Raw genomic sequence first — 15,650 nt, forward strand, 5'->3', positions numbered from 1 at the left:
AAGCAGGAGTGCCCGCCCCAAATGGCCGACGCCAAACCCTTGTCCATGCCCGTTGGAGCCACGGGCGTTCTGGTTCTGGCGAGCGGCGAGATATTGTGGGGTCGAGGATTCGGTGCCGAAGGCGATGCCGTCGGCGAGGTGTGCTTCCACACCGCGATGACCGGCTATCAGGAGATCATGACCGACCCGAGCTTCGCCGGTCAGATCATCAACTTCACCTTCCCGCACATCGGCAATGTCGGCGCCAACCCCGACGACATCGAGGCCGACGATCCCCATGCGCTGGGCATGATCGTCCGCCAGGACGTGACCGAGCCGTCGAACTTCCGCAGCACCGAGCATCTCGATGCCTGGATGGTGAAGCACAAGCGGATCGGCCTGTCGGGCATCGACACCCGCGCGCTCACCCGCCGCATCCGGCTGGGCGGCGCGCCGAACGGCGTGATCGCGCACTCGAAGGAGGGCAAGTTCGACCTCGACGCGCTGCTGGAGAAGGCGCGCGGCTGGCCGGGGCTGGAGGGCATGGACCTCGCCATCACCGTGTCGTGCGAGACGCATTTCGGCTGGGAAGGCGGCGTGTGGAAGCTCGGCGCCGGCTATGACACCAGCCGCCCGCAGACCAAGCGCCCGCAGGTCGTCGCGATCGACTATGGTTCCAAGCGCAACATCTTCCGCAATCTGGTGCAGGCCGGCGCGGACGTGACCGTGCTGCCCGCCACCGCGACCTTCGAGCAGGTGATGGCGTTCAACCCGGACGGCTTCTTCCTCTCCAACGGCCCGGGCGATCCGGCGGCGACCGGCGAATATGCCGTGCCGGTGATCCGCCAGCTGCTCGAGACCGGCAAGCCGCTGTTCGGCATCTGCCTCGGCCACCAGCTGCTCGGCCTCGCGGTGGGGGCGCAGACCACCAAGATGTTCCAGGGCCATCGCGGCGCCAACCATCCGGTCAAGCGGCTGGAAGACGGCGCGGTGGAGATCACCAGCATGAACCACGGCTTCGCCGTCGAGCGCGAGAGCCTGCCCGCCAATGCCCGCGAGACGCATGTGTCGCTGTTCGACGGCTCCAACGCCGGCATCGAGCTCACCGACCGTCCGGCGTTCAGCGTGCAATACCACCCGGAGGCCAGCCCGGGCCCGCAGGACAGCCTCTATCTGTTCGAGCGGTTCGTGTGGATGATGGCGTGAACCTGCCGCCGTTCGATCCCGCCCGCTTCGAGGAAGAATGGGCGCAGGATCAGGACGTGCTGCAGAGTCTCGCTGCCAACGGCGACAACCCGGCGATTTCCCGCCCCGTGGACGTCAGCTTCCACGGCTCGGGCAAGGCGCTTGCCGCGCTCGAAGAGGCTGCGGAAGAGCTGGGTTTCACCGTGCTGGGTGACGAGCGAAGCGAAGACGGAGGCCTCTGGCTCTTCCTTGAACGAGAACAACGCACCGACGAAGCATCGATACGCGCTCTAACCGAGCTTTGCCTGCGGATAGAGGCGTATTTCGGCCTGGAATATGACGGCTGGGGCTGCGTCGCAGAAACTGGAATGAAACACTGATGCCCAAGCGCACCGACATCTCCTCCATCCTCGTCATCGGCGCCGGCCCGATCGTCATCGGTCAGGCGTGCGAGTTCGATTATTCGGGCACGCAGGCGATCAAGGCCCTGAAGGAAGAGGGTTATCGCATCGTCCTGGTCAATTCGAACCCGGCGACGATCATGACCGATCCCGAGCTGGCCGACGCGACCTATATCGAGCCGATCACCCCCGCGGTCGTCGCCAAGATCATCGAGAAGGAGCGGCCCGACGCCGTCCTGCCGACGATGGGCGGCCAGACCGCGCTCAACACAGCGCTCGCCCTGTTCCGCGACGGCACGCTGGAGAAGTTCGGCGTGACGATGATCGGCGCCGATGCCGATGCGATCGACAAGGCCGAGGACCGGCTGAAGTTCAAGGACGCGATGACCAAGATCGGGCTCGAAAGCGCCCGCTCGGCGATCGCGCATACCGAGGCCGAGGCGCTGACCGCACTCGACTATGTCGGGCTGCCGGCGATCATCCGCCCCAGCTTCACCATGGGCGGCTCGGGCGGCGGCATCGCCTATAATCGCGAGGAATTCATCGCGATCGTGCGCTCAGGCCTCGACCTGTCGCCGACCACCGAGGTGCTGATCGAGGAATCGCTGCTCGGCTGGAAGGAATATGAGATGGAGGTCGTCCGGGATCGGAACGACAATGCCATCATCGTCTGCTCGATCGAGAATATCGATCCGATGGGGACGCACACCGGCGATTCGATCACCGTCGCGCCGGCGCTGACGCTGACCGACAAGGAATACCAGATCATGCGCAACGCATCGATCGCGTGTCTCCGGGAGATCGGCGTCGAGACCGGCGGTTCCAACGTGCAGTTCGCGGTCAATCCGAAGGACGGCCGCCTGATCGTGATCGAGATGAACCCGCGCGTCAGCCGCTCCTCGGCGCTCGCCTCCAAGGCGACCGGCTTCCCGATCGCCAAGGTCGCCGCCAAGCTGGCGGTGGGCTATACGCTCGATGAGATCGACAACGATATCACCGGCGCCACGCCGGCGAGCTTCGAGCCGACGATCGATTACGTCGTCACCAAGATCCCGCGCTTCGCCTTCGAGAAGTTCAAGGGCGCCGAGGCGGTGCTGGGCACGGCGATGAAGTCGGTCGGCGAAGTGATGGCGATCGGCCGCTCGATTCACGAATCGCTCCAGAAGGCGCTGCGCGGTCTCGAGACCGGCCTCAGCGGCTTCAACGATGTCGACCGGCTGGTCGGCGCGCCGCGCGACGTGATCGAGGCGGCGCTGACCGTCCGCTCGCCCGACCGGCTGCTGATCGCCGCCCAGGCGATGCGCGAGGGCTTCAGCCTGAAGGACGTCCAGCGCTTCACCAGCTACGACCCCTGGTTCCTCGAGCGGATCGCCGAGATCCTCGACGCCGAGAAGGACGTCGCCACCAACGGCCTGCCGCAGGACGCGGCCGGCATGCGCCGCCTCAAGGCGATGGGCTTCAGCGACAAGCGGCTGGCCTATCTGGCGCTCAAGTCGGTCAACCTCCGCGCGGGCAGCGAAGTCATGGCGCGCAGCTCGGGGCTGATCGGCGAGGTGGCCAACGCCATCTCCGGCGGGGTGACCGAGGCCGAGGTGCGCAAGCTGCGCCACCGGCTGGGCGTGCGGCCCGTGTTCAAGCGGATCGACACCTGCGCGGCCGAGTTCGAGGCGAAGACGCCCTATATGTACTCGACCTATGAGGCGCCGAGCTTCGGCGAGCCCGAGAACGAGGCCGAGCCGAGCTCCGCCCGCAAGGTGGTGATCCTCGGCGGCGGTCCGAACCGGATCGGGCAGGGGATCGAGTTCGACTATTGTTGCTGCCACGCTTGCTTCGCGCTGGCCGATGCGGGCTATGAGACGATCATGGTCAACTGCAACCCGGAGACGGTGAGCACCGACTATGACACCTCGGACCGGCTCTATTTCGAGCCGCTGACCGCCGAGGACGTGCTCGAGATCCTCGAGGTCGAGAAGTCGAAGGGCGAGCTGGTCGGCGTGATCGTCCAGTTCGGCGGCCAGACCCCGCTCAACCTCGCCAAGGCGCTGGAGGATGCGGGCATCCCGATCCTCGGCACCAGCCCCGACGCGATCGACCTGGCCGAGGACCGCGAGCGCTTCGCCGATCTCGTCGCCAAGCTGGGTCTCAAGCAGCCTGCGAACGGCATTGCGCGCAGCCGCGACGAGGCGGTGCGGGTGGCCGAGCGGATCGGCTATCCGGTGCTGATGCGGCCGAGCTATGTGCTGGGCGGCCGGGCGATGGAGATCGTCGACAGCCTCCAGCAGCTCGACGACTATATCCAGACCGCGGTGCAGGTCTCGGGCGACTCGCCGGTGCTGATCGACCAGTATCTGCGCGACGCGATCGAGGTGGACGTGGACGCGATCGCCGACGGCACCGATGTGGTCGTGGCGGGCGTGCTCCAGCATATCGAGGAAGCCGGCGTCCATTCGGGCGACAGCGCCTGCTCGATCCCGCCTTACAGCCTGCCTGCCGAGATCATCGCCGAGATCGAGCGCCAGACCGTGGCACTGGCGCGCGCGCTCAAGGTCAAGGGGCTGATGAACATCCAGTTCGCGGTCAAGGACGGCGAGGTCTATCTGATCGAGGTTAACCCGCGCGCCAGCCGCACGGTGCCGTTCGTCGCCAAGGCGATCGGCGCGCCGATCGCCAAGATCGCCAGCCGCGTGATGGCGGGCGAGAAGCTGGCGAACCTGCCGGTCATCGACCGCGACATCGATTATATCGCGGTCAAGGAAGCGGTGTTCCCCTGGGCGCGCTTCCCGGGGGTCGACCCGGTGCTCTCGCCCGAGATGAAGTCGACCGGCGAGGTGATGGGCATCGATCGCGACTTCGCGACGGCGTTCGCCAAGTCGCAGCTCGGCGCGGGCACGGTGCTGCCCGACGGCGGCACGGTATTCGTCAGCGTCAAGCAGGGCGACAAGGCGGTGGTGCTGCCGGGGGTGAAGATCCTCGCCGATCTCGGCTTCAAGATCATCGCGACCAGCGGCACGGCAGAGTTCCTGGCGGCCGAGGGCATCGCGGTGGAGACGGTGAACAAGGTGGCGCAGGGCCGCCCGCACATCGTCGACCGTATCCAGGACGGCGACGTCGCGCTGATCTTCAACACTACCGAAGGCTGGCAGTCGCTCAAGGACTCGATGAGCATCCGCGCCTCGGCGCTGGCGCAGAAGGTGCCGTACTTTACCACGGCCCCGGGCAGCGTCGCGGCGGCGCGGGCGATCGCGGCGATGCGGAGCAACCCGATCGAGGTGCAGCCGATCCAGGCGTATTTCGCCTCGCGGGGGTGAGTTTGCCGCGTGGGGGAGGGGGCTGCGTTCCCCTCCCGCTTGCGGGAGGGGCTAGGGGAGGGGCTGAGACGGTTCAGCGTTTCTTCCACGTCGATCCCTCCCCCCACCCCTCCCGCAAGCGGGAGGGGGGCGAAAGCTTTGGGTGTACGGCAATTTATTGCATTTCTGCCCCCCGCCTTGATGTTTTTCGTGCCGCGACTTACTATTCGCGTTCGCACAATGGATTTCCCCAACCGATGTAAGTGTGCGGACGTCGTTTTCGGGCGACGGTCGGTACCGGGGGCGTATTGAAGGACAAGGGCGTTATGGCGACCGTCGAGAAGATGCCGATGCTGGCGGAAGGCTATCAGAAGCTCAGCGAGGAGCTGAAGCGGCTGAAGGCCGAGCGGCCGTTGATCGTGGACGCGATCGAGGAAGCGCGCGCCCATGGCGATCTCTCCGAAAACGCCGAATACCACGCCGCCAAGGAGCGCCAGGGCCAGGTGGAGGCGACCATCGCCGACATCGAGGACAAGCTGAGCCGCGCCCAAATCATCGATCCCAAGGAGCTTTCGGGCGACAAGATCGTGTTCGGCGCGACCGTGACGCTGCTCGACGAGGACGACAAGCCGGTGAAGTATCAGATCGTCGGCCAGACCGAGGCGGATGCCAGCAAGGGCCGCATTTCGTACAACTCGCCGATCGGCCGGGCGCTGATCGGGCGCAAGGTCGACGAAGAGGTCGAGGTGTCGGTGCCGGCGGGCGACCGCTATTATCTGGTTTCGAAGGTCGAATTCATCTGAGGCCTGCGATGCGGACGTTCAGCGCCACGACGGTGATCGTCGCCGTCACGGTGGCGGTGAGCCTGATCGCCAATTTCGCGCCCAATGCGGCGCAGATCCAGTATGCGGCGGGGTTCATCCCGGCGCGGCTTTCCGGCGGGCTGATCCTGCCGGGGCCGGTGGTGCCGGTATGGGTGACCCCGCTCAGCTCGGCGCTGATCCATGGCGGCCTCGCCCATCTCGGCATGAACATGCTGATGCTCGGCTTCACCGGGCGTGAGGCCGAGCGGGCGATCGGCGCCAAGGGGCTGGTGACGCTCTACCTGATCGGCGCCTATGCCGCGTGCGGCGCGCAGTGGCTGGCAGGACCGATGTCGACCGCGCCGATGATCGGGGCGAGCGGGGCGAGTTCGGCGGTGGTCGGTGCCTATTCGCTGCTCTACGGCCGCCAGCGCGCCAAGGCGATCGGGCCGATCCCGGCGCAGGTGGTGCACATCGCCTGGCTCGCTGCGGCCTGGGTGGGCGTCAACCTGCTGATGGGCTTTGCCTTCCTCCAGGGCGGCGTGACCGTCGCGATCTGGGCGCATATCGGCGGCTTCCTGCTAGGCCTGGCGCTCGCCCGGCCGATGCTGCTCTGGCGCTGGCGCCACGCGTAGGCGCGTCGAGCGCCAGCCTTTTCAGCCGTCATCCCGGCGAAAGCCGGGATCTAGTCGCCCTCTTCCTATCAGCAAGAGCCGCAGCGGTGACCCCAATGGGTCCCGGCTTTCGCCGGGATGACCAATGGAGGGGAGGGCTTTACGCTTTCCGTTGCGCGATGTGCCGGTCGATCACATGGCCGAGCACCGTCATCGGCACGTTGCCGCCGAGCAGCAGCGCGTCGTTGAAGGCGCGGAAGTCGAACCTGTCGCCGAGCGCGGTCTTGGCGTGCGTGCGCAGCCGGTTGATCGCGGTGTGGCCCACCTTGTAGCCGCAGGCCTGGCCCGGCCAGGAGCAGTAGCGATCGACCTCGCCCTGCACCTCGTCCTCGGACGAGCCGTTGGCCTCGACGAACCAGCGGATCGCCTGTTCGCGCGTCCAGCGCTTGGCATGGAGCCCGCTGTCGACCACCAGCCGGCAAGCGCGGAAGCCCAGCGACTGGAGGTAGCCCAGCTTCGCCGCCGGGTTCGCGGCATAGACGCCCAGCTCGTCCGCCAGCTGCTCGGCATAGAGCGCCCAGCCTTCGGAATAGGCGTTGAACTGCAGCAGCGAGCGGATCAGCGGCATCTTGAACGTGTATTCGCCCTGCCAGGCATGGCCGGGGATCGCCTCGTGATAGGCGAGGTCGGGCAGGCTGAACCGCGTCCAGATGCCGGTCGAGCGCAGATTGACCCAGAGGCGGCCGGGCACCTTGCCGTCGATCGTGCCGGGGCCGCCATAGGCACCCGCCGCGCCTTCCTCCTCGACGATGGGAATGCGCTTCACCTCGACATTGCCGGGGACCAGCGTGTGGAAGGCCTGCGGCATGCGGGTGCGCATGTCGTCGATGCTCTTCTGCAGGATCTGAATGATCTCGGCGCGGCCCGCGTCGTTCTCGGGGAAGGCGAAGCGCTTGTCGGTGGCCAGCCCGCGCATCCGCGCACCGACCGAACCCTGGGTGTAGCCAAGCGTCTTGAGGATCGTGTCCATCTCGGCCTGCAGCTCGGCGAGCTGCGCCTTGCCCATCGCATGGACCTCGTCCGGCGACATGGTCGTGGTGGTGCCGGCGCTCAGTGCCCAGGCATAATAGGCGTCGCCGTCCTTGAACTTCCACACGCCCGCGTCGGAGGTCGCTCGGGCGCGCTGCTTCTCCAGCTCGGCGATCTGGCGGTCGAGCGCGGGGGCGATCTGCTCGGCGGCGATCCTGGTCGCACGGGCCTCGTACCCGCCCGGCATCTTGGTGGTGCGCTTGGCGAGCGAGGTCACCACGTCCCATTTGGCCGGATCGCCGCTGCGGGCAAGCCGGATCTGCTTGAGGCATTTGTCGAGCAGGAAATCCGGCGCGATCACGCCGACGCTTGCGGCTTGCTGCAGCCGCACGGTCTCGCCGTCGAGCGCACCGGCATAGGCCTGGAGCCGGTCGCAATAGGCATCGGCATCGTCGCGCGTGGCGATCTGATGATCGCTGTCGAGCATCTTCGGCACGTCGATATAGGCGCCGACATTCTGGATCACGACGTACGGCGTGTTGCGCCAGCTCCCCACCGCGACATCGCCATAGGGGAAGGCCATGCCCTTGAGGCCGTTTTCGTAAGCCGTCTGGATTACGTCGAGATGGACGCGCATCTCGGGGCTGACCGCGTTCACGTCGATCCGTTCGATTTCGGCGAGCGTTGCCTTGAGGTGTGCCGCCATCTTGGCGACGCCGGCCGGGGTGCGGTCGCCGAGCTTGTGCTTGAGCGCGGCCCGCGCACCCTTGTCGATGCCGAGACCGGTCGCGCCTTCCGGGTTGAGCACGAGCAGCGCCTCGGCGGTGCGGTCGATCAGCGCCTGGGCCTGCGCTTCGGCGGCGGGCGCGGCGGCAAGCGCGGGGCGCGCCGCCGCGGAGGTGGCGAGCAGGGCGCTCGATCCGAGCAGCACGTCGCGACGGGTAGGTTGCATCAATTCGACCTCGATCTTTTTCATTTCTGGGGAAGGGTGGGAAGCGGCTCGACCCGCAGCGTCGCGCCGGTGGCGCCGGTGATCCGAACGCGGGCGCCGATGGGGGCATCGGGTCCGCGCGCCGGCCACTCGCCGTCGCCGACCCGCACCCGGCCGCCATGGTCGCTCACCGGCTCGACGACGGTGACGACCTCGCCGACCAGCCGCGCGATCCGATCGTTGAGCAGCGGATCGGCGCTCTGCACGGGAAAGTCGTGATACCAGCGTTTGCCGATCAGCACCGCAACGGCCGACCAGCCGGCAAAGCCGAGTAGCTGCCCGGCAAGCGGTAGGTCCGGGAACAGCAGGGCCAGCGCGCCCATGATCGCGGCTGCCACCGCGAGGAACACCAGGAACACGCCCGGCACCACCAGTTCGGCAATCCCCAGCGTCACCGCGGCGATCAACCAGAGCAGGGGCGGGTGCTGCAGCCAGTCCAACGCTGCGATCAATCCTGCTGGTCGAACGGGCCCGGACGGCGGGCCGGGGGCGCTGGCGGAGCAGGGGGCTTGGGTGCGCCGCCGGACAGCGCGTCCCTGGCGAGTTCGCCGATACCGCCCAGCGTGCCGATCAGCTGGGTCGCCTCGACCGGGAACAGGATCGTCTTGGCATTGGGCGAGGTGGCGAACTTGCCGACCGCCTCGACATATTTCTGCGCGATGAAATAGTTGAGCGACTGGGCGCTGCCGGACTCGATCGCGTCGGAGACCAGCCGGGTCGCCTCCGCCTCGGCCTGGGCGGCGCGCTCGCGAGCCTCGGCGTCGCGGAAGGCGGATTCGCGGCGCCCCTCGGCCTCCAGGATCCGCGCCTGCTTCTGCCCCTCGGCGCGCAGGATCTCCGACTGGCGGCTGCCCTCGGCCTCGAGGATGTTGGCGCGCTTCTCGCGCTCGGCCTTCATCTGGCGGCCCATCGCGTTGACGATGTCGGCGGGCGGGCGGATGTCCTTGATCTCGACGCGGGTGATCTTCACCCCCCAGGGCGTCGTTGCATGGTCGACCACCGAGAGCAGCCGCGCGTTGATCTCGTCGCGCTTGGACAGCGTCTCGTCCAGGTCCATCGACCCCATCACGGTGCGCAGGTTCGTCGTGGTCAGCTGGAGCAGCGCGACATAGAGGTCCGACACCTCATAGGCGGCCTTGGCGGCATCCAGCACCTGGAAGAACACCACCCCGTCGGTGGAGATCATCGCATTGTCCTTGGTGATGATCTCCTGTCCCGGAATGTCGATCACCTGTTCCATCATGTTCACCTTGCGGCCGACACGGTAGAAAAAGGCGGGGTAGAAGTTGAAGCCGGGCGCGGCGACGGTGGTGAAGCGGCCGAAATGCTCGATCGTGTACTGATAGCCCTGGGTCACGATCTTCACGCTGACCAGCAGGTAGAACAGCACCAGTGCCACCAGACCGGCCAGAAACACGAAAAGCACGTCCATACGCCCCGACTCCCCTCGCAATGGGGCCTAGTGCTAGCATAGAGAGGCGCGATGACCAGCATGGCTCTCGCTCCCCGTACCGCCCTGTTCCTGCCCGCATCGAATGCGCGTGCGATCGCCAAGGCGCGGACGCTCGATTGCGACATGGTGATCCTCGACCTGGAGGATGCCGTGAAGCCCGAGGACAAGGATGCCGCGCGTCAGGCCGCGGTCGCGGCAATGGCGGAGGGCTTTGGCGAGCGGATCGCTGCCATCCGCATCAACGGGGTCGACACGCCAGAACACGAGGCCGATCTTGCCGCTGCCGCCCGTTCGGCGGCGGATCTGATCGTCGTACCCAAGGTGGAGGATGCCGCTTGCGCCGTGAGGGTCGCCGAGGCAGTCGGCAAGCCGATCCTGGCAATGATCGAGACGCCGGCCGGGGTCCTCGCCGCCGTGGCCATCGCCGCCCAGCCGGGCGTCACCGGGCTGATCGCCGGCACGAACGACCTGAAGTCCAGCCTCGGCATCCCTTCCGCGGCAGGGCGGGGCGGGCTATCGCTGGCGCTGCAGACGGTAGTGCTGGCTGCGCGTGCCGGAAACGCCTGGGCGCTTGACGGCGTGTTCAACGCGCTTGCCGATGCAGAGGGGCTTGCCGCCGAATGCCGCGAAGGCCGCGCGCTTGGCTTTGACGGCAAGACGCTGATCCACCCAGGGCAGATCGCGATCGCTGCCAAAGCCTTTGGCGCGACCGCCGACGAGATCGCCGACGCGCGCGCCTTGCTTGCCGCGGCCCAGGGTGGTGCGGAGCGGTTCCGCGACCGGATGATCGAGGCGATGCACGTGGCGCAAGCCCGCGTTCTTCTGCAACGTGCTGGGGACGCCGAATAAATCCTACTTCCCGCAACCGCCGCGTCTGCGGTTCTTCTATGTCTATTGTATGGGGAATCTGCACGAGCTCGACAGCACGCTGCTCCAGGCCATCGGCGCGATCGAGGCGCTGCTCGCCTTGCCCTGCTGCGACGTCGCCGCGCTTTCCCGCATCCGCTACCAGACAGCCCGTGCCGTGGCGGCCCGCCGCCGCGCGATGGATCTGCTGTTCAATGGCGCAATGGCGGAAGGCGGTGCCCGTGCGGTGGCAGTGCAGTCGATCCGCGCCGGCAACCTCGAGATGCGGATGTTCTACACCGATCACACCATCGCCTGGCCCACGGCGCGTGCCGTCGCGGAGTGGCCGGCCTATGTCGCGGCGTCGCGCAGGCTCGCCGCGGTGATCCGGCGGCAGGTGGAGGTGGAGCGCGCGCTCCTCTACCCGGCACTGCCGCGCATCGACGCCTGACGCTCCCCCCTAGCGCATCCGCACCCTTGCGGTTACATGGGCCGCCAACATTCGACTCAAGGATTTGGCGCACCCCCATGGAAATCCCTCTCGGCCTCACGTTCGACGACGTCCTCCTCTATCCGGGCGAATCCGAAATCGTGCCGAGCATGGCGGATACGCGCACCCAGGTGACCAAGGGCCTCGCGCTCAACATCCCGATCCTGTCCTCGGCGATGGACACCGTCACTGAAACCGACATGGCGATCGTGATGGCGCAGCTCGGCGGCATCGGGGTGCTCCACCGCAACATGGAAGTGGAAGAGCAGGTCGAGGCGGTCCGCCTGGTCAAGCGGTTCGAGAGCGGCATGGTCGTCAACCCGATCACCATGGCGCCGACCGGCACGCTCGCCGAGGCGCAGGCGCTGATGGCGCGGCACCGGATCAGCGGCATCCCGATCGTGGAAGCCGATGGCAAGCTGGTCGGCATCCTGACCAACCGTGACGTCCGCTTCGCCGAGAACCCCAACCAGCTCGTCTCCGAGCTGATGACGCACCAGAACCTCGCCACGGTGAAGCAGGGTGTCGCGCAGGAAGAAGCGCGTCGGCTGCTCCACCAGCGCCGGATCGAAAAGCTGCTGGTTGTTGACGACGCCTATCGCTGCGTCGGCCTGATCACGGTGAAGGACATCGAGAAGGCCGTCACCTATCCGCACGCCACCAAGGACGCCGGCGGCCGCCTCTGCGTCGCCGCGGCGACGACCGTGGGCGACAAGGGCTTCGCGCGTACCGAGGCGCTGGTCGATGCCGAGGTCGACCTCATCGTGATCGACACCGCGCACGGCCATAACAAGGACGTCAGCCGCGCGGTCGAGCGGGTGAAGAAGCTCTCCAACCGCGTCCAGGTGATCGCCGGCAACATCGCGACCGCCGAGGCCGCGCGCGCGCTGATCGGCGCGGGCGCGGACGGCCTCAAGGTCGGCATCGGCCCAGGCTCGATCTGCACCACCCGCGTCGTCGCCGGCGTCGGCGTGCCGCAGCTTACCGCGGTGATGGATGCGGCCAACGAAGCCGCCAAGTCGGGCATTCCGGTGATCGCCGATGGCGGCATCCGCACCTCGGGGGACATCGCCAAGGCGCTCGCCGCCGGCGCGAGCGCCGCGATGATCGGCTCGCTGCTCGCAGGCACCGAGGAAGCGCCGGGCGAGACCTTCCTGTACCAGGGCCGCGCCTACAAGTCTTACCGCGGCATGGGCTCGGTCGGCGCGATGGCGAAGGGCTCGGCCGACCGCTACTTCCAGCAGGACATCAAGGACCAGCTCAAGCTGGTGCCCGAAGGCATAGAGGGCCAGGTGCCGTACAAGGGCCCGGCGCGCGACGTGATCCACCAGCTGGTCGGCGGCGTGAAGGCGTCGATGGGCTATGTCGGCGCGGCGACGCTGCCGGAATTCCAGAAGAAGGCGCGCTTCGTGCGCATCACCAATGCGGGCCTCAAGGAAAGCCACGTCCATGACGTGACGATCACCCGCGAGGCGCCCAACTACCCGACGCGCTGAGCGCGTTAGCCGGTCGCGGCGGGCCTTTGCTCGCTCGCGACCGGCGCCGGCACCTTGTCGGCATGACGAACCTGGTTGCGACCGCCGCGCTTGGCCGCATACAGCGCACGGTCCGCGTTGCGATACAGCTCCGCGAGGTCGACCCGGGGGCGTCCTTCGGCAACGCCGATGCTAATCGTCACCCGCTGGTCGCCGATGGTCGCGCGATGATCGCAGGCGGCGATCTCCGCGCGCACCTGCTCCGCGAAATCGAGAGCGGGCAGGTCGGGGGAAATGGTCAACAGCGCGAACTCCTCGCCACCCAGCCGGGCGACGGTGCAGTGCGCACTTTCCCACCGCGCCAGCCGCGCGGCGATCGTGCACAGCACGATATCCCCCGCGTCATGACCATGGTCGTCGTTGATCGCCTTAAAACGGTCTATGTCCAACAGCAGCAACGCCACGGACGCCTGAGTCCGCGCCGCCGTCGCGATCAGCGCGTCGGCAGCATCCAGGAAGCCACGGCGGTTGCGGATCGCCGTCAGCGGATCGTGCTCCGCGAGCCGGCTGGCACGCGCCTCGGCCGCGCGCGCGAGGTCACGCTCGGTGCGCAGACGGGCAAGCCGGCGGCTGGCGGCGAAGGACAGCCACAGCGTCTGCCAGGCCGAGGCGAACAGCACCAGGATCTGTGGCCCTCCGCCCCAGAACAGCGTGCCGAGATCGACCAGCTGCGTGAGCCCGAGCGCGGCCATCGGTACCGACCAGGCCGCGATCAGGTCGCGTGCCTCCTCGCTGCCGCGGCGGGCGCCCACGATCAGACATGCCAGCACCGCCAGCAGATTGCCCAGCACCGCAGCGGCAAGCGGGGGCCCGATGGTTTCGATCAAGGCGCCCCGCGCCAGCGTCGCGGGGACCCCGAGCACTGCAACGGCGACGCCTAGCGCGAGCGCCGTGGCTCGTAGCGACCCGGGGATTCTTCCTTTCTCCAGCGCGCTCGTCGCGCTCAGCGCGGCAAGCAGAACGGAGAGGGCGGACAGACCGGTGCTGGTCTGCGCGGCCAGCGTTCCGGCCATGCCGGGCGCGACCAGAAGGCCGAACTGCGACCAGATCGCGCCCCACAGGAACACGGTGGCGGCCCAGGCGCCTTGCCAGCCGAGATAGGCGCGGCGCGTACCGATGGCGAGCGAAAGGTTGTATGCCGCACCGGCCAGCAACAGCGTGAGCGCAGCGCCGATTAGCGCGCCGAGCACCGCCGTTTCGATGCCGGCTTCGCCTGCGGGCACCAGGCGCAGCCGCAGCAACGGGTAGCTGGCGAGGCGATCGACGCGCAGCGTGACCGATCGCAGGCGGGTCTTCTGGTCGCTCGGCGTGAAGGTGATCTGGGCGCCGGGGCGCCAATGGTCCCCGAAGGCACCGGCGCGGACCTCCTGCCACTCGGTGCTGCCATCGGTATAGTGGAACGCAACCGCGAGCCGGTCGAACCGTGTCTGGTGGACGAGCAGCGTTGGGGCCACGCCACGGATGCCGTAGCGCTGCGGCTCCAATTGCAGCCACAACCGGGCAGCTTGATAGCCGGCGGGCTTGTCCCCGCAGCGGGAGCGCATCGCGGGTGGCTCGGCACTTGGCCCATCGATCGGCGTTACGGCGTGACATACACGCGAATCGAGCGGGATCGGAACCGCATGGGCCGCAACCGGCCCAAGCATCCACGCGAGCAGCAGCACGTGCCACCCGCGAAGAAACACCCACGCCGCCACGCCACGCACCGAACGCTTCCCCACAATCCCCACATCGCACCCCATGCGAAACTCCGCATGTACAAAGGATTGCCCTTTCTGGCTATCCGCCGCGAAACGCAGCTGCTTTGCATTCCGCAGGCGTTGGGCCTAGCGCTGCTGCCATGACTCCTGCCGCACGTGTTCAAATGGCGATTGACCTGCTCGATCAGGTGATCGCGGCCGCCCGCAATCGCGGCGCTGCCGCCGATGTAGTACTCTCACGCTGGTTTGCCGAGCGGCGCTTCGCCGGGTCGATGGATCGCCGGGCGATCCGCGCACTCGTCTACGAGGCGATCCGGCGCTGCGGCGAGGTGCCGGTTTCCGGCCGCGCCGCGATGCTGGCGCTCGTACAGACGCAGCCGGCGCTGGCCGACCTGTTCGACGGCTCGCGCTACGGCCCTGCTGTGATCGCCGAGGGCGAACCGGTGGCAGGACAGGGAGTTGCTCCCGCCTGGCTGGAAGCAGCCTTCGAGGCCTCGGGGCTCGATGGCGCAGAGCGGGCGGCGCTGCTCGATCGTGCCCCGCTCGACTTGCGGGTCAACCGGCTCAAGTCGGACCCCGACGCCGTCGCCGCCCTGTTCGACGGCGCCGAGCGGCTCCCCCTCGCGCCCGACGCGCTGCGACTGCTCGAGGACACGCCGGTGGATCGCAGCGAGGCCTATGCCGAGGGCGGCTTTGAGGTGCAGGACGCCGGCAGTCAGCTGGTCAGCGCGCTGGCGGGGGCGGCGCCGGGGATGACCGTGATCGATCTCTGCGCGGGCGGCGGCGGCAAGACGCTGGCGCTGGCGGCCGCGATGGCCAACCAGGGCAGGATCCTCGCCTGCGACGTCGACCGGCCGCGTCTGTCGAAGCTGATGCCGCGGGCCGCGCGCGCGGGCGTCACTATTGCCGAGACGCTGCTGCTCAATCCTGGTCGCGAAGCCGAAGCACTTGCGGATTGGCGCGAGCAGGCGGATCTTGTGGTGGTCGACGCGCCCTGCTCGGGCACCGGCACGTGGCGGCGCAACCCGGAGGCGCGCTGGCGGCTGACACCGGCGCAGCTCGATCGCTATGTCGATACCCAAGCGCATCTGCTCGACGTCGCCGCGCGGCTGGTGCGGCCGGGCGGGGCACTGGTGCACATCGTCTGCTCGCTGCTCGATGCCGAGGGGGCGGGGCAGGTCGAGCGGTTCGTGGCGGCGCAACCCGGCTGGGCTGCGGTGCCGCTCGATGCCCCCGCAGGGCGTCCGCGCGGCGACGGGCTGCGGCTCACGCCGCTGCACGACACCACCGACGGGTTTTTTGTCGCGAAGCTGGTGCGGCAATGCTAGCCCGTGGCC

13 protein-coding genes are annotated in these 15,650 nt (G+C 67.9%); 9 read left to right on the forward strand and 4 right to left on the reverse strand.

Annotation, left to right across the window (positions count from 1 at the left end; translation table 11 throughout):
- The first annotated feature begins 21 nt into the window (after positions 1-21).
- From carA to QZ670_RS00915, 5 genes are all read left to right on the forward strand, one after another.
- A complete protein-coding gene (carA, locus tag QZ670_RS00895; RefSeq protein ID WP_294250656.1) occupies positions 22-1,185 on the forward strand; it encodes a glutamine-hydrolyzing carbamoyl-phosphate synthase small subunit in 1,164 nt (387 codons plus the stop codon).
- The gene (locus QZ670_RS00900; protein ID WP_294250658.1) at positions 1,182-1,544 is read left to right on the forward strand and encodes a ribonuclease E inhibitor RraB; all 363 of its coding nucleotides are present in this window, start codon (positions 1,182-1,184) and stop codon (positions 1,542-1,544) included. Before carA ends, QZ670_RS00900 begins: the two co-directional genes overlap by 4 nt.
- Complete coding sequence (gene carB, locus QZ670_RS00905) at positions 1,544-4,873, forward strand: carbamoyl-phosphate synthase large subunit (protein WP_294250661.1); 3,330 nt, start codon at positions 1,544-1,546, stop codon at positions 4,871-4,873. The genes QZ670_RS00900 and carB overlap by 1 nt, the downstream gene beginning before the upstream one ends.
- A gap of 305 nt (positions 4,874-5,178) precedes the next feature.
- Positions 5,179-5,655, forward strand: a complete 477-nt coding sequence (gene greA, locus QZ670_RS00910) for a transcription elongation factor GreA (RefSeq protein WP_294250663.1) — start codon at positions 5,179-5,181, stop codon at positions 5,653-5,655.
- Between the two features lie 8 nt (positions 5,656-5,663).
- Entirely contained in the window at positions 5,664-6,290 is a 627-nt protein-coding gene (locus QZ670_RS00915; RefSeq protein ID WP_294250665.1) for a rhomboid family intramembrane serine protease, read from the forward strand.
- 139 nt (positions 6,291-6,429) lie between these two features.
- On the opposite strand, the gene QZ670_RS00920 is transcribed toward QZ670_RS00915, so the two are convergent.
- Genes QZ670_RS00920 through QZ670_RS00930 form a run of 3 tightly spaced genes read right to left on the reverse strand, consistent with a single transcriptional unit; the run spans position 6,430 to position 9,721 of the window.
- Positions 6,430-8,250: a DUF885 family protein gene (locus QZ670_RS00920; protein ID WP_294250668.1), complete on the reverse strand. Its 1,821-nt coding sequence runs from the start codon at positions 8,248-8,250 to the stop codon at positions 6,430-6,432.
- A gap of 20 nt (positions 8,251-8,270) precedes the next feature.
- A complete protein-coding gene (locus QZ670_RS00925) occupies positions 8,271-8,741 on the reverse strand; it encodes an NfeD family protein (protein WP_294250671.1) in 471 nt (156 codons plus the stop codon).
- Positions 8,738-9,721, reverse strand: a complete 984-nt coding sequence (locus QZ670_RS00930) for an SPFH domain-containing protein (RefSeq protein ID WP_294250674.1) — start codon at positions 9,719-9,721, stop codon at positions 8,738-8,740. The genes QZ670_RS00925 and QZ670_RS00930 overlap by 4 nt, the downstream gene beginning before the upstream one ends.
- A 51-nt stretch (positions 9,722-9,772) precedes the next feature.
- Between QZ670_RS00930 and QZ670_RS00935 the strand changes: the two genes are divergently transcribed.
- From QZ670_RS00935 to guaB, 3 genes are all read left to right on the forward strand, one after another.
- A complete protein-coding gene (locus QZ670_RS00935; RefSeq protein WP_294250677.1) occupies positions 9,773-10,591 on the forward strand; it encodes a CoA ester lyase in 819 nt (272 codons plus the stop codon).
- A 49-nt stretch (positions 10,592-10,640) separates the two neighbouring features.
- Positions 10,641-11,039 carry a hypothetical protein gene (locus tag QZ670_RS00940; RefSeq protein ID WP_294250680.1) on the forward strand — a complete coding sequence of 133 codons (399 nt, stop codon included), beginning with the start codon at positions 10,641-10,643 and terminating at the stop codon, positions 11,037-11,039.
- A 77-nt stretch (positions 11,040-11,116) separates the two neighbouring features.
- Positions 11,117-12,574: an IMP dehydrogenase gene (gene guaB, locus QZ670_RS00945; RefSeq protein ID WP_294250683.1), complete on the forward strand. Its 1,458-nt coding sequence runs from the start codon at positions 11,117-11,119 to the stop codon at positions 12,572-12,574.
- Positions 12,575-12,579: 5 nt separating this feature from the next.
- Here guaB and QZ670_RS00950 read toward each other — a convergent pair whose 3' ends face one another.
- Entirely contained in the window at positions 12,580-14,157 is a 1,578-nt protein-coding gene (locus tag QZ670_RS00950; protein WP_294250686.1) for a GGDEF domain-containing protein, read from the reverse strand.
- A gap of 296 nt (positions 14,158-14,453) precedes the next feature.
- On the opposite strand from QZ670_RS00950, the gene QZ670_RS00955 reads away from it, so the two are divergent.
- A complete protein-coding gene (locus tag QZ670_RS00955; protein WP_294250689.1) occupies positions 14,454-15,641 on the forward strand; it encodes an RsmB/NOP family class I SAM-dependent RNA methyltransferase in 1,188 nt (395 codons plus the stop codon).
- The last annotated feature ends 9 nt before the right edge of the window (positions 15,642-15,650 follow it).

It is taken from the genome of uncultured Sphingomonas sp. (assembly GCF_913774285.1).
Taxonomy (GTDB): Bacteria; Pseudomonadota; Alphaproteobacteria; order Sphingomonadales; family Sphingomonadaceae; genus Sphingomonas.